16 protein-coding genes are annotated in these 17812 nt (G+C 72.0%); 4 read left to right on the forward strand and 12 right to left on the reverse strand.

Going from position 1 to position 17812, the window contains the following annotated elements; translation table 11 throughout:
• Positions 1-49: 49 nt before the first annotated feature.
• The 5 genes from GVL03_RS07190 to GVL03_RS07210 form a co-directional block, all read right to left on the reverse strand.
• Positions 50-2212 carry a heavy metal translocating P-type ATPase gene (locus GVL03_RS07190; RefSeq protein WP_200847088.1) on the reverse strand — a complete coding sequence of 721 codons (2163 nt, stop codon included), beginning with the start codon at positions 2210-2212 and terminating at the stop codon, positions 50-52.
• The gene (locus GVL03_RS07195) at positions 2209-2424 is read right to left on the reverse strand and encodes a heavy-metal-associated domain-containing protein (RefSeq protein ID WP_159500304.1); all 216 of its coding nucleotides are present in this window, start codon (positions 2422-2424) and stop codon (positions 2209-2211) included. Before GVL03_RS07195 ends, GVL03_RS07190 begins: the two co-directional genes overlap by 4 nt.
• Before the next feature lie 167 nt (positions 2425-2591).
• A complete protein-coding gene (locus GVL03_RS07200; protein WP_159500305.1) occupies positions 2592-3467 on the reverse strand; it encodes a carbohydrate ABC transporter permease in 876 nt (291 codons plus the stop codon).
• On the reverse strand, positions 3464-4411 hold the full coding sequence (locus GVL03_RS07205) for a carbohydrate ABC transporter permease (protein ID WP_159500306.1): 948 nt from the start codon (positions 4409-4411) through the stop codon (positions 3464-3466). The genes GVL03_RS07200 and GVL03_RS07205 overlap by 4 nt, the downstream gene beginning before the upstream one ends.
• Entirely contained in the window at positions 4411-5649 is a 1239-nt protein-coding gene (locus GVL03_RS07210; RefSeq protein ID WP_159500307.1) for an extracellular solute-binding protein, read from the reverse strand. Before GVL03_RS07210 ends, GVL03_RS07205 begins: the two co-directional genes overlap by 1 nt.
• Positions 5650-5846: 197 nt before the next feature.
• Here GVL03_RS07210 and GVL03_RS07215 point away from each other — a divergent pair, with 197 nt between their 5' ends.
• Complete coding sequence (locus tag GVL03_RS07215) at positions 5847-6908, forward strand: nucleoside hydrolase (protein WP_159500308.1); 1062 nt, start codon at positions 5847-5849, stop codon at positions 6906-6908.
• 122 nt (positions 6909-7030) lie between these two features.
• On the opposite strand, the gene GVL03_RS07220 is transcribed toward GVL03_RS07215, so the two are convergent.
• The 5 genes from GVL03_RS07220 to GVL03_RS07240 form a co-directional block, all read right to left on the reverse strand.
• On the reverse strand, positions 7031-8404 hold the full coding sequence (locus tag GVL03_RS07220) for an NtaA/DmoA family FMN-dependent monooxygenase (protein WP_159500309.1): 1374 nt from the start codon (positions 8402-8404) through the stop codon (positions 7031-7033).
• Entirely contained in the window at positions 8397-9761 is a 1365-nt protein-coding gene (locus tag GVL03_RS07225; RefSeq protein ID WP_159500310.1) for an amidohydrolase family protein, read from the reverse strand. The genes GVL03_RS07220 and GVL03_RS07225 overlap by 8 nt, the downstream gene beginning before the upstream one ends.
• A gap of 25 nt (positions 9762-9786) precedes the next feature.
• Positions 9787-11040, reverse strand: coding sequence for an adenosylhomocysteinase (locus tag GVL03_RS07230; protein ID WP_159500311.1), 1254 nt, complete (start codon positions 11038-11040; stop codon positions 9787-9789).
• On the reverse strand, positions 11037-11876 hold the full coding sequence (locus tag GVL03_RS07235) for a hypothetical protein (protein ID WP_159500312.1): 840 nt from the start codon (positions 11874-11876) through the stop codon (positions 11037-11039). The genes GVL03_RS07230 and GVL03_RS07235 overlap by 4 nt, the downstream gene beginning before the upstream one ends.
• A gap of 163 nt (positions 11877-12039) precedes the next feature.
• Positions 12040-12990 (reverse strand): manganese catalase family protein, encoded by a 951-nt coding sequence (locus GVL03_RS07240; RefSeq protein ID WP_159500313.1) that lies wholly within the window; start codon positions 12988-12990, stop codon positions 12040-12042.
• Between the two features lie 225 nt (positions 12991-13215).
• Between GVL03_RS07240 and GVL03_RS22280 the strand changes: the two genes are divergently transcribed.
• Together GVL03_RS22280 and GVL03_RS07250 are read left to right on the forward strand one after the other, a co-directional pair.
• The gene (locus GVL03_RS22280; RefSeq protein WP_159500314.1) at positions 13216-13704 is read left to right on the forward strand and encodes an SRPBCC domain-containing protein; all 489 of its coding nucleotides are present in this window, start codon (positions 13216-13218) and stop codon (positions 13702-13704) included.
• Complete coding sequence (locus tag GVL03_RS07250) at positions 13701-15155, forward strand: NAD(P)/FAD-dependent oxidoreductase (protein WP_159500315.1); 1455 nt, start codon at positions 13701-13703, stop codon at positions 15153-15155. Before GVL03_RS22280 ends, GVL03_RS07250 begins: the two co-directional genes overlap by 4 nt.
• A gap of 35 nt (positions 15156-15190) precedes the next feature.
• On the opposite strand, the gene GVL03_RS07255 is transcribed toward GVL03_RS07250, so the two are convergent.
• Complete coding sequence (locus GVL03_RS07255; protein WP_159500316.1) at positions 15191-15751, reverse strand: manganese efflux pump MntP family protein; 561 nt, start codon at positions 15749-15751, stop codon at positions 15191-15193.
• 242 nt (positions 15752-15993) lie between these two features.
• Complete coding sequence (locus GVL03_RS07260) at positions 15994-16764, reverse strand: SGNH/GDSL hydrolase family protein (RefSeq protein ID WP_159500317.1); 771 nt, start codon at positions 16762-16764, stop codon at positions 15994-15996.
• 90 nt (positions 16765-16854) lie between these two features.
• Here GVL03_RS07260 and GVL03_RS07265 point away from each other — a divergent pair, with 90 nt between their 5' ends.
• Positions 16855-17661, forward strand: coding sequence for a transglutaminase family protein (locus GVL03_RS07265; protein ID WP_159500318.1), 807 nt, complete (start codon positions 16855-16857; stop codon positions 17659-17661).
• Positions 17662-17812: the final 151 nt, after the last annotated feature.

Raw genomic sequence — 17812 nt, forward strand, 5'->3', positions numbered from 1 at the left:
GTCTCCTTCCGGCGGCGTGAGCGCGCTCCGCGGGCTCGGAGCGGGCGGGTCATGACGGCCGAGCCTCGATGAACGCCCGCGCGGTGTCCTCGGGTCGCAGATCGAGGCGGCGCAGCAGCTGGGCGTTGAGTGCGACGACGACGGTGGAGCCCGACATCAGGATCGCTCCGACGCTCATGGGCAGCACGAACCCGATCGGGGCCAGGACGCCGGCGGCCAGGGGGACCGAGACGAGGTTGTAGCCGGCCGCCCACCAGAGGTTCTGCGCCATCTTCCGGTAGGTCGCCCGCGACAGCTCGATGACCGAGAGCACCGCGCGGGGGTCGGATGAGGCGAGGATGACGCCCGCCGATCCGATGGCGACGTCCGTGCCGGCACCGATCGCGATGCCCACATCGGCCTGCGCCAGAGCCGGGGCGTCGTTGACGCCGTCGCCCACCATGGCCACCTTCCTGCCCTCGTGCTGGAGCTCTGCGACCTTGGCGGCCTTGTCCTCGGGGCGGACCCCGGCGAACACGCGGTCGATGCCGAGCTCCTTCGCGACGGTGTCGGCCACCGCCTGCGCGTCGCCGGTGATCATCACGACCTGCGCGCCCGCGGCGTGGAGCGCATCGACGGCCTCGCGGGACTCCGGTCGGATCTCGTCGGACAGGCGCAGTGCGCCGACGACCTCGCCGTCGGCGACGACGTGGAGGATGATCGCGCCCTCCTTCCGCCACGTGTCGGCGACGGGAAGCTCATCGAGCCCGTGCCGCTCGAGAAGGTACGGGCCCCCGACCTCGATGACGGCTCCGTCCACGGTCGCTCTCACGCCCACCGCCGGAGAGGACGAGAAGCCGGCGGCGGCGGCCACCCGGAGCCCTCGGCCGCGGGCGGCGCCGACGATCGCCCTGGCGAGCGGGTGCTCGCTGTCGCTCTCGGCCGCGGCGGCCCGCGCGAGCACCTCGTCGTCGGCGTGCGCCGGCGCGGACTTCACGCCGCTCACGGCCGGCTCCCCCCTGGTGAGGGTTCCGGTCTTGTCGAAGAGCACCGCGTCCACGGCGCGCATGGACTCGAGCGCCAGGCGGTCCTTGATCAGGACGCCGCCGAGGGCGGCGCGTTCGGTGGCGATCGACACCACCAGCGGGATCGCCAGACCGAGGGCATGGGGGCAGGCGATGACCAGCACCGTGATGGTGCGCACCACGGCGACATCGGGCAGACCGACGAGCGACCAGACGACCGCGGTGATCGCGGCGGCGCCCAGGGCGAACCAGAACAGCCACGCGGCGGCGGTGTCGGCGAGGCGCTGGGCTCGGGAGGACGAGGCCTGTGCGTCGGCGACCAGCCTGCGGATGCCGGCCAGAGCGGTGTCGTCGCCCGTCGCGGTGACCTCCACGCGCAGCCCGGAGTCGGTGGCCACGGTGCCGGCGACGACCGTGTCGCCCTTCTGCCGGCGGACGCTTCTGGACTCTCCGGTCACCATGGACTCGTCCATGCTCGCGCTGCCGTCGACGATCCTGCCGTCGGCGGGCACGGTCGAGCCCGGGCGGACGAGGACGACGTCGCCGACCGCGAGATCGGCCGGTGAGACCCGCACCACCTCGTCGCCCTCGATCCTCTCGGCCTCGTCCGGCAGGAGTGCGGCGAGGGAGTCCAGAGCCGAGGCGGTCTGGGCGAGCGAACGCATCTCGATCCAATGACCCAGCAGCATGATGACCACCAGCAGGGCGAGCTCCCACCAGAAGTCCAGCTCGTGATCCAGCACATTCAGGCTCGCGCCCCACGAGGCGACGAACGCCACCGTGAGCGCCAGGCCGATCAGCAGCATCATCCCGGGCTTGCGGGCGCGGATCTCGCCGACCGCTCCGGTCAGGAACGGCCGGCCGCCCCAGGCGTAGACGACGGTGCCCAGCAGCGGTGAGATCCACGGCAGCCACTCGGTCTCGGGCAGGCGGTAGCCGATGAGGTGGGAGAACATCCCGTTGAAGCCGATCACCGGCACCGCGAGGGCGAGCATGATCCAGAACAGCCGGCGGAACTGCCCGACGTGATCGCCGTGATCGTGCCCGCCGTGCTGATGGTCGGGATGGCCCTCGTGTCCGGGATGGCGTGCATGCCCGTGGGCAGCGTCGGCGCCGTCCTGCGTGCCGACGTGGTGGGCGCCGTGCGCGGACGGGGCGGAGCGCTCTTCGTGCCGGTGTGCGGGGACCGGGGGATCTTCGCGTGTCATCGGGCACGCACCGCCCGGTAGCCCGCCTCGTCGACCGCGGCGACGACCGCGGTGTCGGCGATCGGGAGTCGGGAGGTCACGGTCAGCCGTCCGGTGGCCGCGCTGACGTCGATCCGCTCGACGCCGGGAAGACGGGAGACCTCCGTGCGCACCGATCCCTCGCAGTGTCCGCAGGTCATCCCGGTGACGGCGTAGGTGGTCGTCATGCTCATGTCGCTGCTCCTCTCAGATACCCCTAGGGGGTATCTACAGATATACCCCAGGGGGGTATGGATATCAAGAGGTCGTGACGATCGTGCGTCGCGCGCCGGGCGCACCGCTGTCCTTCGTCTCGGAGCTGTGCTCCTCGCTCAGGGACCGAGAGGACGAGACTCTCGCTTCAGCGCCCGCCGCCGGCGGCGAGGCCCGCCTTCACGTGCCGCTGCGCGGCGAAGATCACTACGAGCGCGGGGAGACTCGCGACGAGGGACGCCGCCATCGTCGCCGCCCACGTGTTGAGGTTCGAGTTCGACAGCGCAAGAATGAGCACCGAGACCGGGTACATCTCATTGCGGGTCACGAGGGTCAGCCCGAACAGCAGGTCACCCCAGCTGAAGAGGAACGTGAAGACCCCGGCGGTGATGATCGAGTTGCGCGAGAGCGGGACGACCATCCGCCACAGCGTGCCGAGCGGGCCGAGCCCGTCGACGGTGGCGGCCTCGAGGATCTCGGGGTCGAGACCCAGCATGAACGAGCGCATCACGATGATCGCGAACGGGACGCCCGCCGTCGCGTTCGCGAGGATCAGACCGAGGTATGTGTTCAGCAGCCCCCACTCGTTGAACATCGCGTAGAACGAGGTCGCCAGCACGATGCTGGGGATCATCTGGGCGAGCAGCAGCAGGATGAGCGCGAGGCTCACGGCGCGCGAGCGCAGCCGGCTCAGCGCGTAGGCGGCCGGGGTGGCGACGAGCAGGCTCACCAGCACCGAGCCGAGCGACACGACGATCGTCACGCGCAGACCGCTCAGGCCCGCGTCGTCGAGCGCGGTCTCGTAGCCGCCGAGGCCGGGCTCGAGTGGGAACCACGCCGTATTGGCCGAGTTGGCGTTCGGCTGCAGCGAGGCGGACAGCATCCAGTACACGGGGAAGAGATAGACCACGAGGATGGCGACGGTGAGCACGGTCCAGCCCCACCCGCGGCGGCGCAGGGGCGGATGCCGCGTGGTCACGGCGGCGGGCACGGTTCCGGTGCGCTCGGGGGCGGTGGTGGTCATCGTTCGGAGCGCTCCTTGCGCATGGACAGCAGCGTGTAGACGATGGCGAACACGAAGCTGATGCCCAGCAGCAGCATCCCGTACGCCCCTCCGGGGCCGAACTTGAACTCCTGGAACGCGGACCGGTACGACAGCAGCCCCAGGGTCACGGTGCTGTTGGCCGGCCCTCCGGCGGTCAGCACGAGGACGAGGTCGACGATGAGCAGCGTGTAGACGACGCTCATGATGACGAGCACCGAGATCACGGGCCAGATGGCCGGGACGATGATCGACCTGAGCCGCTGCCACGCCCCCGCGCCGTCGAGCTGCGCGGCCTCGAGCTGCTCGGCCGGCACCTGCTTGAGCGCGGCGCTCAAGATGGTGGACCAGTACGGCAGGCTCGCCCACACCGCGACGACGATGACCGCGGGCAGAGCGGTGGCGGGGTTCGCGAGCCATGCCTCGGTGGGAAGCCCCAGGGTCTCGAGCACGTCGTTGACCGCACCGCCGCCGGACAGGAGCGATTTCCAGATCGTGGCGACCACGACCGCCGGCAGGAGCCACGGGATGAGGATGAGGGCCGGGAGCCATCGGCTGCCCGGGAAGCGCCGCGTGAACAGCAGGGCGAGCGCCAGACCGAGCACGAGCTCGCTGGTGACGGCGACCACGGTGATCACGAGCGTGTTGGCGATCGCACGGCCGGTGACCGGCGCGGCGAGGATGTCGGCGAAGTTCTGGAGCCCGACGAACGGGGCGCGGCCGGTGATGAAGGTGCCGGTGGTGAACTCGGTCGTGCTCATGAACACGCCGTAGCCGAGCGGGAAGAGGAAGAAGAGGGCGAAGAACGCGATCGCCGGTACGAGAAAGGCCCACAGCTCCGCGCGGCGGCGGCCCGCGAGGGACAGCCGCGGCCGGCCGGGGGTGCGCACCCCCGGCCGGCCGGTCGCCACAGACGGCGAGGTCATCAACCGGCGGATGCCTGCTGCAGAGCCTCTTCGGCGGTCTGGCCGTCGACCGTCGCGCCCTGGATGGCGTCGACGTACTGCTGCTGGAGCGTGTTCCACTCCGTGCCGAGCTCGGCGGAGTTGTACGCGCCCTGCACAGCCTCGACGAAGGACTCCGCCGCCGGGACCTCGGCGACGAAGGCGTCCTGGGCGCTGGTGAGCGCCGGGATGTAGCCGCCCTGGATCGCGGTGTCGAGCTGGTTCTCCTCCGACGCGCGGCACTCGACGAGAGCGGCGGCGGCGGCCTCGCGGTCGGTGTCGGAGCTCGCCGCGACGCCGTACGCGTAGCCCAGCAGGTTCACCCGCGGCGACTCGCCGGCCTCGGCGGTCGGGAAGGGGAAGGTGCCGTACTCGAACGCGATGCTGGTGTCGACAAGGTTCCACGGGCCCGAGACCGTGATCGCGGCCGAGCCGGAGGTCCACTGGTCGATCGAGTCCCAGCCCCAGTTCACGAACTCGTTCGAGAGGGCGCCAGCGTCGACGAGCTGCTTGTACAGGTCGACCGCCGCGACCGCACCCTCGCTCGTCGGGTCGGCGGGGTCGCCGCCGGCGGAGAGGAGGAACGGCAGGAAGTAGACGGGCGTCGAGCCGTCGCCGCCGATGCCCGGGAGCACGATGCCCTGCTGGCCGTCGGTGGTGAGCGACGACGCGAGCGTCACGAGGTCGGCGAAGGTCTCCGGAGCGGTCTCCTCGACGCCCGCGGCGGCGAAGGCCTCCTTGTTGTAGAACAGCGCGTAGTCCTCGACCTGCACCGTCAGCCCGTACAGGGTGCCGTCATACTCGCCGAGGGCGGCGACGGTGTCGTCGAGGCCCTCGGTGGACACGTCGTAGGCGGACAGGTCGGCGAGCACCCCCTGTGAGGCGAGCTCGGGAAGCTGCGTGTCGGTCGACAGCAGCGCGATGTCGGGGAGGGTCTGCGAGCTCGCCGCCTGCAGCAGGCTCGTCGTGTAGTCGCCGGACTGGGTCTGCACGTCGACGGTGATGCCGAGTTCATCGGCGCAGGACTCGAAGTACTCCTTCTGGAGCGTCTGGTACGGATCGAAGTCGATGTTGTTCCAGATCGTGAGCTCGATGCCTTCGAACCCCTCGCCGTTGGACGCGTCGTCGCCCGAGGACGAACAGCCCGAGAGGATGAGCGCGGCCGAGAGGCCGACGGCCGGGAGGGCGGCGATACGCGCGCGCCTGTGGAGAGATGCCATGGTGCAGAGTCCTTGTCTCGACCGGGGTGCACCGGTCGTCGGGGTGAAAGGACGGCGAATGCCGGTGACGGCATGATGACTCGTCGGACGCCCCGGCGTCACGTCGGAAGAAACACTCCGACATCCAGCGTCATCCTCGAGCGGAGCGGGTGCCGTCCCGGGCAGGGTAGGAAGGTTGTTCACCCGAAGGAGAGAACATGACCGTACCCTCGACCCCCGATCCGACCGCGCAGTGGATCGTCGTCGACACCGACACCGGGCTCGACGATGCGCACTCGCTGCTCTACCTGCTCGCGCAGCCGGATGTGGAGATCCTCGGGATCACGACCATCTACGGCAACACTCCGGTGCGGGATGCGGCGCAGAACGTCGCGACCGTGCTGCGGATCGCCGGCCGCGAGGACATCCCGGTGTATCTCGGCGCGGCGGGGCCCATCGAGGGGGAAGCGAGCATCGCCGACTTCGTGCACGGCTCCGACGGGCTGGGCGACCGCTTCGACCGTGCGCCTCTGCGGGTGGAGGAGGAGACCGCGGTCGAGTACCTGGTGCGGGTGGCGAACGAGCTCCCCGGGCAGGTGGACCTGCATCCGATCGGTCCGCTGACCAACATCGCCCGGGCGCTCGAGCTCGATCCCGATCTCTTCCTGAAGTACCGCTCCGTGGTCATCATGGGAGGAGCGGGTCCGTACCCGGCGCCCGGTGGGGCGACCATCACCGATGCCAACACCGCGAACGACCGTATCGCTGCGGAGCGCGTGTTCGGTGCGCGCAACAACGGCAACGTCGTGATGGTGGGGGTCAACGTCACCGCGCAAGCGCTGCTCGAGGAAGACGTCCTGGGAGTTCTCTACAGCGTCGGCACGCCGTGGGCGCGATTCGCCGGCGACGTGCTCGACGCGTACAACGACTTCTACCAGTACAAGTGGGGGAGACGGATCTCGTCGGCGCACGACGGCCTCGCGACCGCGATCCTCCACCGTCCCGAGATCGTCACCGGATGGATCGACGGTCCGGTCGACTTCACGCCGTACGGCGGTTCGCTCGCCACCCGTGTCGCCCTGACCCACGACGGGCTGCCGCTCGTGTTCGGCACCCCTGAGGGCCCGGTCACCCGCGCGATCACGAGCTTCGACGCCGTGGAGTTCCGCCGCCGCTTCGTCGGCGCGCTCGCCACCGGCGACCGTCGTGCGCCGATCGACACGGGCCGGATCGCCCCCACGGCCTGGCCCTTCGGCCGCCCCTCCGGCACCCTCGCCTGACCGGCACGGGCCCGCCGATCGTCGGGCTCGTTCGCTTGTCGGGCCCGCCGGTCGCCCGAGCCCGCGGGAGATCGGGGGCTATCGCGGGCCATCGGGCGCACGCCCGCACCGGGCGGGATCGGTCAGCTGCCTCGGCGGTACGAGGCGGCCGGATGCCCGGGCGGCAGGCGATCGGCGCGGTCCGCGCGCAGGCGTGAGCGGAGGGTGCCGTCGTGCGGGAACCGGCCGTACAGGCCGCGGACGCGGAGCTCCGGCACGACCAGTTCGACGAAGTCGTCGAGCGAGTCCGGAGAGATGAACTGGTGCAGCAGGAAGCCGTCGATGCCCGACTCGGCGACGAACGACTCGATGTTCGCCGCGATCTCACCCGGGGTACCGATGAAGCGATCGTCGGCGAACGCGGTCACCGACGCGAACTGCCGCCGCACGTCGCCGGCGAGCAGCGGCGGTGTGTCCGGGCGCGTGCCCGCGGTCTGGGTGTGGTTCGTGTTCTGCTTCGCGATGGGCTCGTCGTCGGCGTATCGCGAGAAGTCGATGCCGCTCCATCCCGCGTAAGCGGCCAGCTGTGCCTCGGACGAGTAGTGCGCCTGGAAGTCGTCGACCTTCTGCTGCACGGCGATGCGCGTGGGCGCGGTGATCACGTTGATGCCGACGACGGCGCGGATCTGCTCCGGATCCCGCCCGAGCGCCGCGGCCCGCGAACGGATGTCGGCGAGCCCGGAGCGGATGGCGGCGGGATCGGAGTCGCCCACGAAGATCAGCTCCGCGTGGCGCGCGGCGAACTCGCGTCCGCGCGGCGACCAGCCGGCCTGCACGAGCACCGGCGTGCGCTGCGGCGACGGCACGCTCACGTGGGGTCCGGCGACGCGGAACTGCTCCCCGACGTGGTCGATCGCGTGCACCCGGGAGGCATCGGCGAACACGCGCTCGGCCTTGCTGCCGCGGAAGGCCTCCTCCTCCCAGCTGCCCTCCCAGAGGGCGTACGCGACCTCGAGGAACTCGTCGGCGCGGTCGTACCTCCGGTCGTGGGCGATGACGTCCAGGCCGAAGTTGCGGGCGGCTCCGGGCAGGTACGAGGTGACGATGTTCCAGGCGACACGCCCGTCCGTCAGATGATCGAGCGTGCTGAACCTGCGGGCGTGCGCGAACGGGTGCTCGTAGGTCGTGGAGACCGTCGCGCCGAAGGCGATCCGGTCGGTCACCGCGGCGAGGGCCGGGATGTGCAGGAGAGGGTCGTGCGCGGGCAGCTCCACGCCCCATTCCAGGGCTGTCGCGGCCGACCCGCGGTAGGTGTCGTAGAGGCCCAGGACGTCGCCGAAGAAGAACAGGTCGAACCCGGCCTCCTCAGCGCGACGACCGAGGTCGAGCCAGTAGCGCAGCCCCGTGGCGGTGAGTCGCTCGTCGGCGGGATGCGTCCATAGGCTCACGGCGCCCGAGCCGTTGCCGACGCATGCCTGCTCGTACAGCCCGTAGAGCAGGGGTCTCGGATCAGGCACGGGTGTCCTCCCTCGGGTCGGCCGGGTCGTGCTTCGGGCCGGCCGTAGCGCGCCCGGGGGAGGCGAGGTCGCGCCACGGGCCGGCGGCGGCGCGCGAGCGCGTGCGGCCGTCGATGATCGTCGCGAGGGACTCCGGCGCGCCGACCTCGACCAGCTCGGCGAGGGCGTCGCGCGGGTCGCCGGCACGGATGGGGAAGACCGCGAGGTCGGCGCGGGCGCCCGACTGGAGCACGCCCGTCGCCGGCGCGTCGAGGCCGAGCGCGACGGCGCCGCCTCGGGTCGCGGCCCCGAGCAGGCGCGCGTGCAGGTCCGCGTCGGCATAGCCCTGGCTGCGGGCCAGGCTGTACAGCGCCGCGACGTCATCGAGCACGTTGAGAGAGGGCGAGGACGAGAGCGAGTCGGTGCCGACCGCGATCGGGTTTCCCTCGCGCAGATACGCGCCGATCGGCGGCGGGTCGAGTCCGATCACGGCGTTCGACCGGGGGCAGAGGGCGACCGAGACCCCCCGTCGGCGCAACAGGGCGCGATCGTCGGCGTCGACGTAGACGCCGTGGGCGAGATGTGTGCGGGGGTTCAGCGCCCCGACCGAGTCGAGGTATGCGATCACACCGTGACCGGCGCCGCCGTCCCGCAGCAGGGCGAACTCGCCGCGGCCGTGCGCTCGCGCGCGATCGGCGAGGTCGCCGGTGCCGGTGCGGACGTAGGCGTCCTCCCACGCGGATTCGGCCGCATGGATGTGCTGGCGCACGCCGAGCTCCGCGGCGAGTGCGGTGAGGTCGCGGAGCACCTCGGTGTCGAGTGAGTAGATGGCGTGCGGCGAGATCCCGGCCGTCGGCGGCTCGGGAAGCGCGCGCAGCTGCGCGATCACCGTCTCGCGGCCGTCGATTCCCCAGGCCGCGTCGCTCCAGCCGAGCACCTCCCAGTACGCGACGCCGTGCAGCCCCGCCTCGTGCGTCGCGGCAGCCGCTTCGGGGTCGGTGACGATCTCGGCGACGGCGGTCGTGCCCGTCCGGAGCGCCTGCCGCGCGCCCTCGGCGGCCGATGCGCCCCAGTCGCGCGGCACGGGATACAGCTCCATGAACGCGCTCATCCACGTCTCGAAGCCGGAGTAGCTGCCCTGACCGACCACCGCCATGTCCGAGTACTGCAGGTGCGTGTGCGCGTTGACGAGGCCGGGGACGAGCGTGCCGTCCCATTCCACGCGCTCGAACGCCGCATCCCGCAGAGCGGCCGTCAGCTCGTCGTGCGTGCCGACACGGACGACGGTGCCGCCGTCGACGAGCACGGCGCCGTCGGCGATGGGCGGCGGCGCGACGGGCAGGACGGTGCGGGCGCGGTGGAGGACGAGAGAGCTCATGGGTCGCTTGTTCGATCGGTGGCGGTCACGGGGCGGCGGGGCGCCAGGAGTCGAGGAAGGCGCGCTGGGTCTCGGAGACGGTGTCGACCGTACCGCCGAACGACGCGAGGGCGGCGGCGGCCACACGGTCGTCCGCCGCGCGGGGGAGCGCGTACACACGCGCGTCGAGCCGGTCGCGTTCCTCGATCAGATAGGCGACCGCGGCCAGCTGCACCCCGAACGACAGGTCCATGATCTGCACCGGGTTGCCCTCGGCCGCGCTGACGTTGATGCAGTGACCGTCATCGAGGATCCGGATCGTGCGCCCGCCGGGGATGCGCAACGCCGAGACCTTGCCGCTGCGGGAGACCTCGACGGCTCCGCGGCGCACCGCGTCGTCGAGCGCGATCTCCTGCGAGACACCGCCGCCGACGGCGACCGCCGCGTGCTCCGGAAGCCGCTGCAGATGCTCGAACCCGACCGTGCCCGCCACCCCGCTCGCCGAGATCAGGATGTCCGCATCCGCCACCGCGTCGACGAGCGGGAGCACGGCGTAGCCCGCGAACGCGGCCTGGAGCGCCGCCACGGGGTCGACCTCGGCGACCGTGACGCGCGCGCCGAGCGCCGAGGCGTGCCGGGCGATGCCGCTGCCCACCCGCCCGTAGCCGGCCACCACGACGTGGGCTCCGGCGAAGGGCTCGCCGAGGAGGTCCGCGACGGCGAACACGACCGTCTGGCCGGTGCCGTGGGCGTTGTCGAAGAGCGACTTCGTGCGAGCGTCGTTCGCGGCGACGACGGGCAGTCGCAGTTCGCCGAGCCGCTCCATCGTGCGTAGCGGCCGCACGCCGCTGGTGGTCTGCTCGGTCGCGCCGATCGCTGCATCCAGGACGTCGGGCCGTTCGATGTGCGCGAGCCGGATGGTGGCGGACCCGTCGTCGACGATGATGTCGGGGCGGTGGCCGAGGAGCGCCAGCACGTTCTCGCGGTCTTCGGCGGACCCGGCCGCGGCGAAGGCGTAGACGGGGATGCCGGCGTGGGCGAGGGCAGCGGCGACCGCGTCGTCGGTGTCGCGTCCGACGCACGACACGGCCACGTCGGCGCCGGCTTCGGCGAGCGAGAGGGCGAGGTTCGCCGTCTTAGGCTCGAGCACGTCCGAGATCGCGATGCGCACGTCCCGCACGGTGCCCGCCGCGGCGAGCTCGTCGCCGATCGCCCGGGTGGCGGGCATGAAGGTGCGCGCCCAGGCGATGCGCTCCGCGCCCTCCCGCCAGCGGGTGGGATCCGCGATCCGGCCGCTCATGCGATCACCAGCTCGGCGAGCTGCGCGTCGGCGCGGTCGGGGTCGATGGTTTCGCCCTGCGTCGTGAGGAGGGCGAACGCCACGATCACGTCGGCGACGTGGCGGTCCAGGCCGGAGAGCCCGTTCCCGGATGCGGCGGTGGAGATGAGGGGCGGGGGGTCCACGCGCCAGCCCCCGCCGACGACCGCGTGCACGCCGGAGCGCGCCGCATCCGCGGTCGCCGCGTCACCGTCGCCGCTGTCCGCCGCGTGCGCGGATGCTGCATCCGGAATCGCCGCGCCGGCGGGCGAGGCGTCGACGAGGAGGCGGCCCGCGCCGGGGACGGAGATCGGCTCGTCCGCCTCGCCGGAGTGGAACACGTGGTCGAGGTGGGCTGGGCCGAGCTCGTCGGGCGGCGCATCGGCGAGACCCGCCAGGCGCGCGCGCAGGCGGGGGAGCGGGGAGCCGCTCACCACGAGCACGCGACTGCCGATCCGCGTGAGCGCGGTGGACAGGGCGGCGGCGATGGGGCCGTCGCCGACGACGGCGACGCGCGCGCCCGCCAGGCTGAGGTTCGTCCGGGCGGAGAAGGCGCGGATCACCTGCTCGGCGCGCGCCTGGCCGAGCAACGCGCCCACGGCCGGCAGGCCCCAGGGATCGACGGCGCCGGGAGCGGTCGTCACGTCCAGCGCCCAGCGCTCCCGCGCGAGATCCCGGACGGCTTCCGGCAGCGCCGCGCCACCCAGATCGAGGGCGATCCCGGCCGTGGCGGGCCGCGGGGACAGCCCGGCGCGCGCGCTGAGCGGCAGTGGAACAGCGGCGGAGGGCTCGGGAGCGGGCACGCGGGTCAGGGGCACGCGCGCGAGATTATGGGCTGAGGGCCCCTCTGCGCCAATCGGCGCGCGACAATCCGGAAACTGCCGTCACCGTCGGGGTGCCGCCGAACTCCTCCGGATCCGTGCCGAATCGCGTATCGGGGGTGCCGGTGGAGCCACGGAGGAGGAGTTCGGCACGCCGTGCTCAGCGCATCTTGCCGAACGTGGCGTCGATGTCGGCCATCTCCATCGCGGCGGTCGCCTCGATGAGCTCTCGGAGCTCGCTGTCGGCCCCGGGCGAGAACTCCTCGAGCCGCTCGGGCGAGATCGTGATCGGCACGCCCTCGGGCGCCTGCTCGCTCGCGTCGAGCTCGGTGCCGTCGTTCGAGGGCGACAGTCCCTGGAAGATCTTCCCCGCCTCGGACTGCGCCGTGAGGTCGAAGGAGTACTGCTTGCTCTGCAGCCCCCGGTCCAGGAGAGCCTTGACCTCGGGGAACGCCTCGGCGTTCGTCTTCGGGATCGGCAGCGACGTGCGCCAGTCGATCCCGAGGGTCTCGAGCGCCTTCGCATAGGCGTTCTCGTGCGCCTGGTCCCGGACGATCAGGTACGAGATCGTGCTGCGCGCGGTCTTGTTGTCGGTCATCTCGTAGAGCCGGCATTTCTGCAGTCGCCCGGTGGACTCGAGCATGAGGTTGTAAAGCAGGTCGAGCACGAGGTTGCCCGAGTTGTAGACGTAGCTGCCGCTCCAGGGGTTGCCCACCGCGTCCACCGGCAGGGCGCCCTGCGCGCCGACGAGGTAGTGGTGGATGTTGCCCGCCGAGAGCGCGATCTTCAGGGGCACGGCGCCGCCCGCGCCGGGGGCGTCCACCGGATCGGTGGCCTCGCCCCGATAGCGGGGAGAACCGTCGAGGAGTCGGGAGATCGTGGTGCCGATGAGCTCGACGTGGCTGATCTCCTCGGTGCCGATGCCCTGGATGAGGTCCTTGTAGGGCTTGCCCGCGGGACCGCGGAAGTTGATGCTCTGGAACAGGTACTGCATCATCGTGCGCATCTCGCCGAACTGGCCGCCGAGCCCTTCCTGCAGCGCGCCTGCCGCGGCCGGATCGGGCTCGTCCTGAGCGATCTCGTTGATGAACTCCTGCAGATGGAAATACATGGCTGCCTCCGGGGCTGAGGGATGGGGTGCCCACAGCATCCGCCCGCCGACGCGCTCCGAGGGGCTCTCGACCGGACCTCTCCCGAGGTCTAGACTCATGCGCCCGCGTCCGGCTCGATCGCCATATCCGCAGATCGGCCTCGAGGCAACCGCGCGCGGTGACGGCGAACGGTTTGTAGCGTTCTGAGGGACGGTCGTCCCCGGCCGCCGGAGAGTCGAGGCCCCATGTCCCGCAACGTCCGCCTGGTGCGATGCTCGCCCGACGACGTCTTCCGCGTGCTCGGCAACGGCTGGCTCTTTCCGAGCTGGGTCGTCGGCGCGTCCCGGATGCGGGACGTCGGCGACGACTGGCCCGCGGTGGGGTCGCGTCTGCACCACTCGTTCGGCGTGTGGCCCGTGCTGATCGACGACGCGACGGAGGTGCTCGAGATCGACCCGCCCCATCGCATCGTCCTGCGCGCGAAGGGCTGGCCGCTGGGCGAGGCGAAGGTCGTGATCGACGTGAAGCCGCACGGGTCGGGGGCACTGGTCCGCATGCAGGAGGAGGCGGTCGCCGGGCCCGGCAGCCTCATCCCCGCTCCGGCGCTCGACCTTCCGCTGCACTGGCGGAACAACGAGACCCTGCATCGGCTGGCTTATCTGGCCGAGGGGATGTCGGCTCGACCGGTCGAGCACACCTCGATCGGTCGGGAACGCGAGGACCGGGTCCCGTGAGCGACCGCGTGGACGCGGTCGTCGTCGGAAGCGGCCCGAACGGGCTCGCCGCCGCCGTCACCCTCGCGCGTGCGGGGCTGCAGGTGCGGGTCTACGAACGCGCCGACGGCATCGGCGGGGGAGCGTCGACGCGCGAGCTCACCCTGCCGGGATTCCGGCACGACGTGTGCTCGGCCGTCCATCCGCTCGCGTTCGAGTCCCGGTTCTTCCGCGAGTTCGGACTCGCCTCGCGGGTGCGCTTCGCCGTCCCCGAGATCTCGTACGCGCACCCGCTCGACGGCGGGCGGGCGGGCATCGCCTACCGCGATCTCGACCGCACGCGCGAGGGACTCGGCGGCGACGGCGTCGCCTATGCGCGACTCATGGCGCCGTTGGTCGAGCGTGCGTCGGCGGTGGCCTCCTTCACAGGCGGGTCGCTGCTGCGGCTGCCGGCCGATCCGCTGACGGCGTCGCTGTTCGGCGCGCGTGCGATCGAGCAGGGCAGCGCCGCGTGGAACCTCCGCTTCCGCCAGGACGCGGCGCCCGCGATGATCACCGGCGTATCGGCCCACAGCATCCTGCCCCAGCCGAGCCTCGCGGCCGCAGGCGCCGGGCTCGCGCTCGCCGCCTACGGGCATGCCCGGGGCTGGCCCCTTCCGATCGGCGGCAGCCAGGCGATCGCGGACGCCATGGCCGACGACCTCCGCGCGCACGGTGGCAAGATCGTGACCGGTCACGAGGTCGTCTCCCTCGCCGAGCTCCCGGCGGCCCGGGTCGTGCTCCTCGACGTCACCCCGGCGGCGCTGATCCGGATCGCCGGCGACGCGGTGCCCGCGGCGTATCGCCGGGCGCTGGCGCGGTTCCGGTACGGCGACGGGGTCGCGAAGGTCGATTTCGCGCTGTCGGATCCCGTGCCGTGGGCCAACCCCGCCGTGCGCGAGGCCGGGACGGTGCACCTCGGCGGCACGCGCGCGGAGATCGCCGCATCCGAGAACGCGGTGGGAGCGGGCCGTCTGAGCGAGAATCCCTACGTGCTCGCCGCGCAGCCGTCGCTGTTCGATGCCGCCCGTGCGCCCGCGGGCGAGCACACGCTGTGGGCCTACACGCACGTGCCGGCGGGCTCGCCCGCGGATCGCGAGGAGGCGATCGTGCGGCAGATCGAGCGGTTCGCGCCCGGCTTTCGCGACACGATCCTCGCCTCGCGCTCGCGCAGCGCGGTCGAGGTGGCTCGGGACAACCCGAACTATCCGGGAGGGGACATCTCGGCCGGGGCGCCCACGATGGCCCAGCTGCTGCGCCGGCCGACCCTCGGCCCGGACCCGTGGCGCACCCCGATCCCGGGCGTCTACCTGTGCTCGGCATCGACGAGTCCCGGACCCGGTGTGCACGGGCTCGGCGGATGGTGGGCGGCGCTGAGCGCCCTGCGGCACGAGTTCGGCACCCGTGCGCTTCCCGACCTCTCGCCGCGCTGACCGGGGCGCGGGCTCCGGGCGGGCGCGGCTCGCGCTCAGACGAGGAGATGCTCGAGGAGGATCTTCGTGCCGATGCCGATGAGTACGAGACCGCCGGCGATCTCGGCGATCTTCTCGAACCGGCGGCCGACGCGGTGTCCGATGAGGACGCCCGCGTAGGTGAGCACCGCGGTGATGACCCCGATCACGATGACCGCCAGCACGATGTCGACGTGCAGGAACGCGAAGCTCAGGCCCACAGCGAGGGCGTCGATGCTCGTCGCGACGGCGAGCGCGAGAAGCTCCCGGACGGAGATGCGGCCGGCGGGGCGGTCGTCGTGGTCTCCGCGGAAGGCCTCCCACAGCATCTTCCCGCCGATGAGGGCGAGCAGGCCGAACGCGACCCAGTGGTCCACGGGGGCGATGAACTCGTTCAGCTGTGCGCCGACGATCCAGCCGATGAGCGGCATGAGTGCCTGGAACAGGCCGAACGTGAGGGCGATGAGCAGGGCGTCGCGCTGGACGTGCCGCCGCAGGCGCACTCCCTGCGCGAGCGAGACGGCGAATGCGTCGGCGGAGACGCCGACGGCCACGACGAACAGGTTGAACAACGACACGAAAGGCGCCTTCCTGCCGGCGGCGTCCGGAGACCCCGACCCGGCGATGGGTGTCGAGAGTCTCGTTCACCCGGGAATCCGGGCGGCGCACCGGGTGAGGTCAGTCTCACCAGCATGTCGACGCGCTCTGCGGGAACTACTCCCTCTCGTCGCGTCATCCTCACAGAATCGGCGTCGTCGCGCTGTTCGGCGGCCCGAAACGCGACGGCCCGGGACGCGGGCGACTCCGGAACCGCGGTGGCTCAGGACGCGGGTGCGAAGGACGCGAGGGCGCGGGCGACCCGCTCGGCGAGGTAGGCGTGCCCCGCGGTGGTGGGGTGGTCGCGCCCGATCTCGCCGCTGTCGATGATCCAGCCGTAGTCCTCGGCCGTGATCCACTCCTCGAGGATCGGCGAGACGTACGGCCATCCGCGAGCGCCCGCGAGGGCCGCGAGCGTCCGATCGATCTGCGCGGTCGCGCTCTCGACGGGCAGGACCTGCGGGGCGGGACCCAGGACGAGGACACGGGCGTCGGGGTAGCGGGCGGCGAGGTCGTCCCACGCGGCGGTGACGGCATCCGCGTATCCGTCGAGCGCGCTCCTGCGGTCGTTGATCGAGCCCTGCACGATGATGAGGTCGGGGTCCAGGGTCGGGTCGAGCCGGGCGATGCGCTCGCCGAACGTGCCGATGCCCTCGGCTCCCGGCACGAGGTAGCCGCTGCCGCGCACGCCCTCGACGACGGTCTCGCCATCGAGGAGTCCCGCCAGCACATAGGCGTATCCCTCGGTGGGCAGGGTCGCCGCGGACCCGTAGGTCCACGAGTCGCCGAAGACCAGGACGCGGGGATGCTCCGGCAGCTCGATCGGCGCGATCGCGGCGGCGTCGGCGGGCCCCGCCTCGGCCTGCGCGACGACCGCCTCGCCGGGACCCCAGGGGCGCCAGAGCGCGAGCGCGCAGACCACCGCGATCGCCGCCGCGACCGCCGAGATCGCGGCCAGCGAACGGCGCGCGCGGGGGCGGGACGATCGAGTCATGCGATGAGCGTATGACGAGTTCGACGGGGCCGGATCCACCGGCGTCACGAGAGGTCTCCGCGGAGTCCGGCGACATGCGAGGATTGCTCGGTGCAGCGCGTCGTGACCGCAGAGATGGACCTCGATCTCGAGTCGTGCGTCGACCTCGTCTTCCAGATCACCGCGGCCCAGACGATGCCCGTCTCGACCGAGCAGCTGACCTTCCGTCAGGGCGACCGGATCTACACGGCGACCGAGATCGTCGACCAGTCCGGCAGCCGCCTGCACCGGCTGACGGCCGAGGCCGGGCTGCTCGAGGTACGCTACGAGGCGACCGTCTCGGGTCGCGCGACGCACGCGCACACGAGCGACCTCGAGGCGATCACGTATCTGCGACCGAGCCGGTACTGCCAGTCCGACGAGGTGTTCTCGCAGGCGCGACGCCAGTTCCGGGGCGTCGAGGGCCACGACCTCGTCGACGCGGTGTCGTCGTTCGTCGCCGCGAGCGTCACCTACACGCCCGGGCTCAGCCTCGGCACCGACAGCGCCGTGACGACCCTCATGACCGGGCAGGGCGTCTGCCGCGACTACGCGCACCTCGTCATCGCGCTGCTGCGCGCCATGGACGTGCCGGCGCGCTACGCCGCCTGTTTCGCGCCCGGGCTCGATCCGATGGACTTCCACGCCGTCGCCGAGGCGTACCTCGACGGGGCCTGGTACGTCGTCGACGCCACCCGTCTCGCGCCGCGCTCGTCGCTCGTGCGCATCGCCACGGGGCGCGACGCCGCCGACTGCGCCTTCCTCAGCTACCACGGCGGACACGTCGGACTCGAGCGCCTGCGCGTGGACGCCTGGTATGCGGGCGCGGGTGCCGCATCCGTCGTCGACGACCACCTCGCCCCCGTCCAGCTCGCGTAGCCGGCCTCACCGCATCCGGCAGAAACCGCGAGACTGCAGCCGGGCGTCGAGACCGCGGGGTTGTCCCGCTGTCTCGGCGCGCCACTGCAGTCTCGCGGTCCAGGGCGACGGGCGGGCCACGCGCCCGCGCGATCGTAGGATGGAGGACGCC

Source organism: Microbacterium sp. 18062 (assembly GCF_902706225.1).
Taxonomy (GTDB): Bacteria; Actinomycetota; Actinomycetes; order Actinomycetales; family Microbacteriaceae; genus Microbacterium.

Coding starts and splice junctions, on each gene's coding strand:
- GVL03_RS07190 (WP_200847088.1), bottom strand. CDS start 2,212: ATGACACGCGAAGATCCCCCGGTCCCCGCACACCGGCACGAAGAGCGC.
- GVL03_RS07195 (WP_159500304.1), bottom strand. CDS start 2,424: ATGAGCATGACGACCACCTACGCCGTCACCGGGATGACCTGCGGACAC.
- GVL03_RS07200 (WP_159500305.1), bottom strand. CDS start 3,467: ATGACCACCACCGCCCCCGAGCGCACCGGAACCGTGCCCGCCGCCGTG.
- GVL03_RS07205 (WP_159500306.1), bottom strand. CDS start 4,411: ATGACCTCGCCGTCTGTGGCGACCGGCCGGCCGGGGGTGCGCACCCCC.
- GVL03_RS07210 (WP_159500307.1), bottom strand. CDS start 5,649: ATGGCATCTCTCCACAGGCGCGCGCGTATCGCCGCCCTCCCGGCCGTC.
- GVL03_RS07215 (WP_159500308.1), top strand. CDS start 5,847: ATGACCGTACCCTCGACCCCCGATCCGACCGCGCAGTGGATCGTCGTC.
- GVL03_RS07225 (WP_159500310.1), bottom strand. CDS start 9,761: ATGAGCTCTCTCGTCCTCCACCGCGCCCGCACCGTCCTGCCCGTCGCG.
- GVL03_RS07230 (WP_159500311.1), bottom strand. CDS start 11,040: ATGAGCGGCCGGATCGCGGATCCCACCCGCTGGCGGGAGGGCGCGGAG.
- GVL03_RS07240 (WP_159500313.1), bottom strand. CDS start 12,990: ATGTATTTCCATCTGCAGGAGTTCATCAACGAGATCGCTCAGGACGAG.
- GVL03_RS22280 (WP_159500314.1), top strand. CDS start 13,216: ATGTCCCGCAACGTCCGCCTGGTGCGATGCTCGCCCGACGACGTCTTC.
- GVL03_RS07260 (WP_159500317.1), bottom strand. CDS start 16,764: ATGACTCGATCGTCCCGCCCCCGCGCGCGCCGTTCGCTGGCCGCGATC.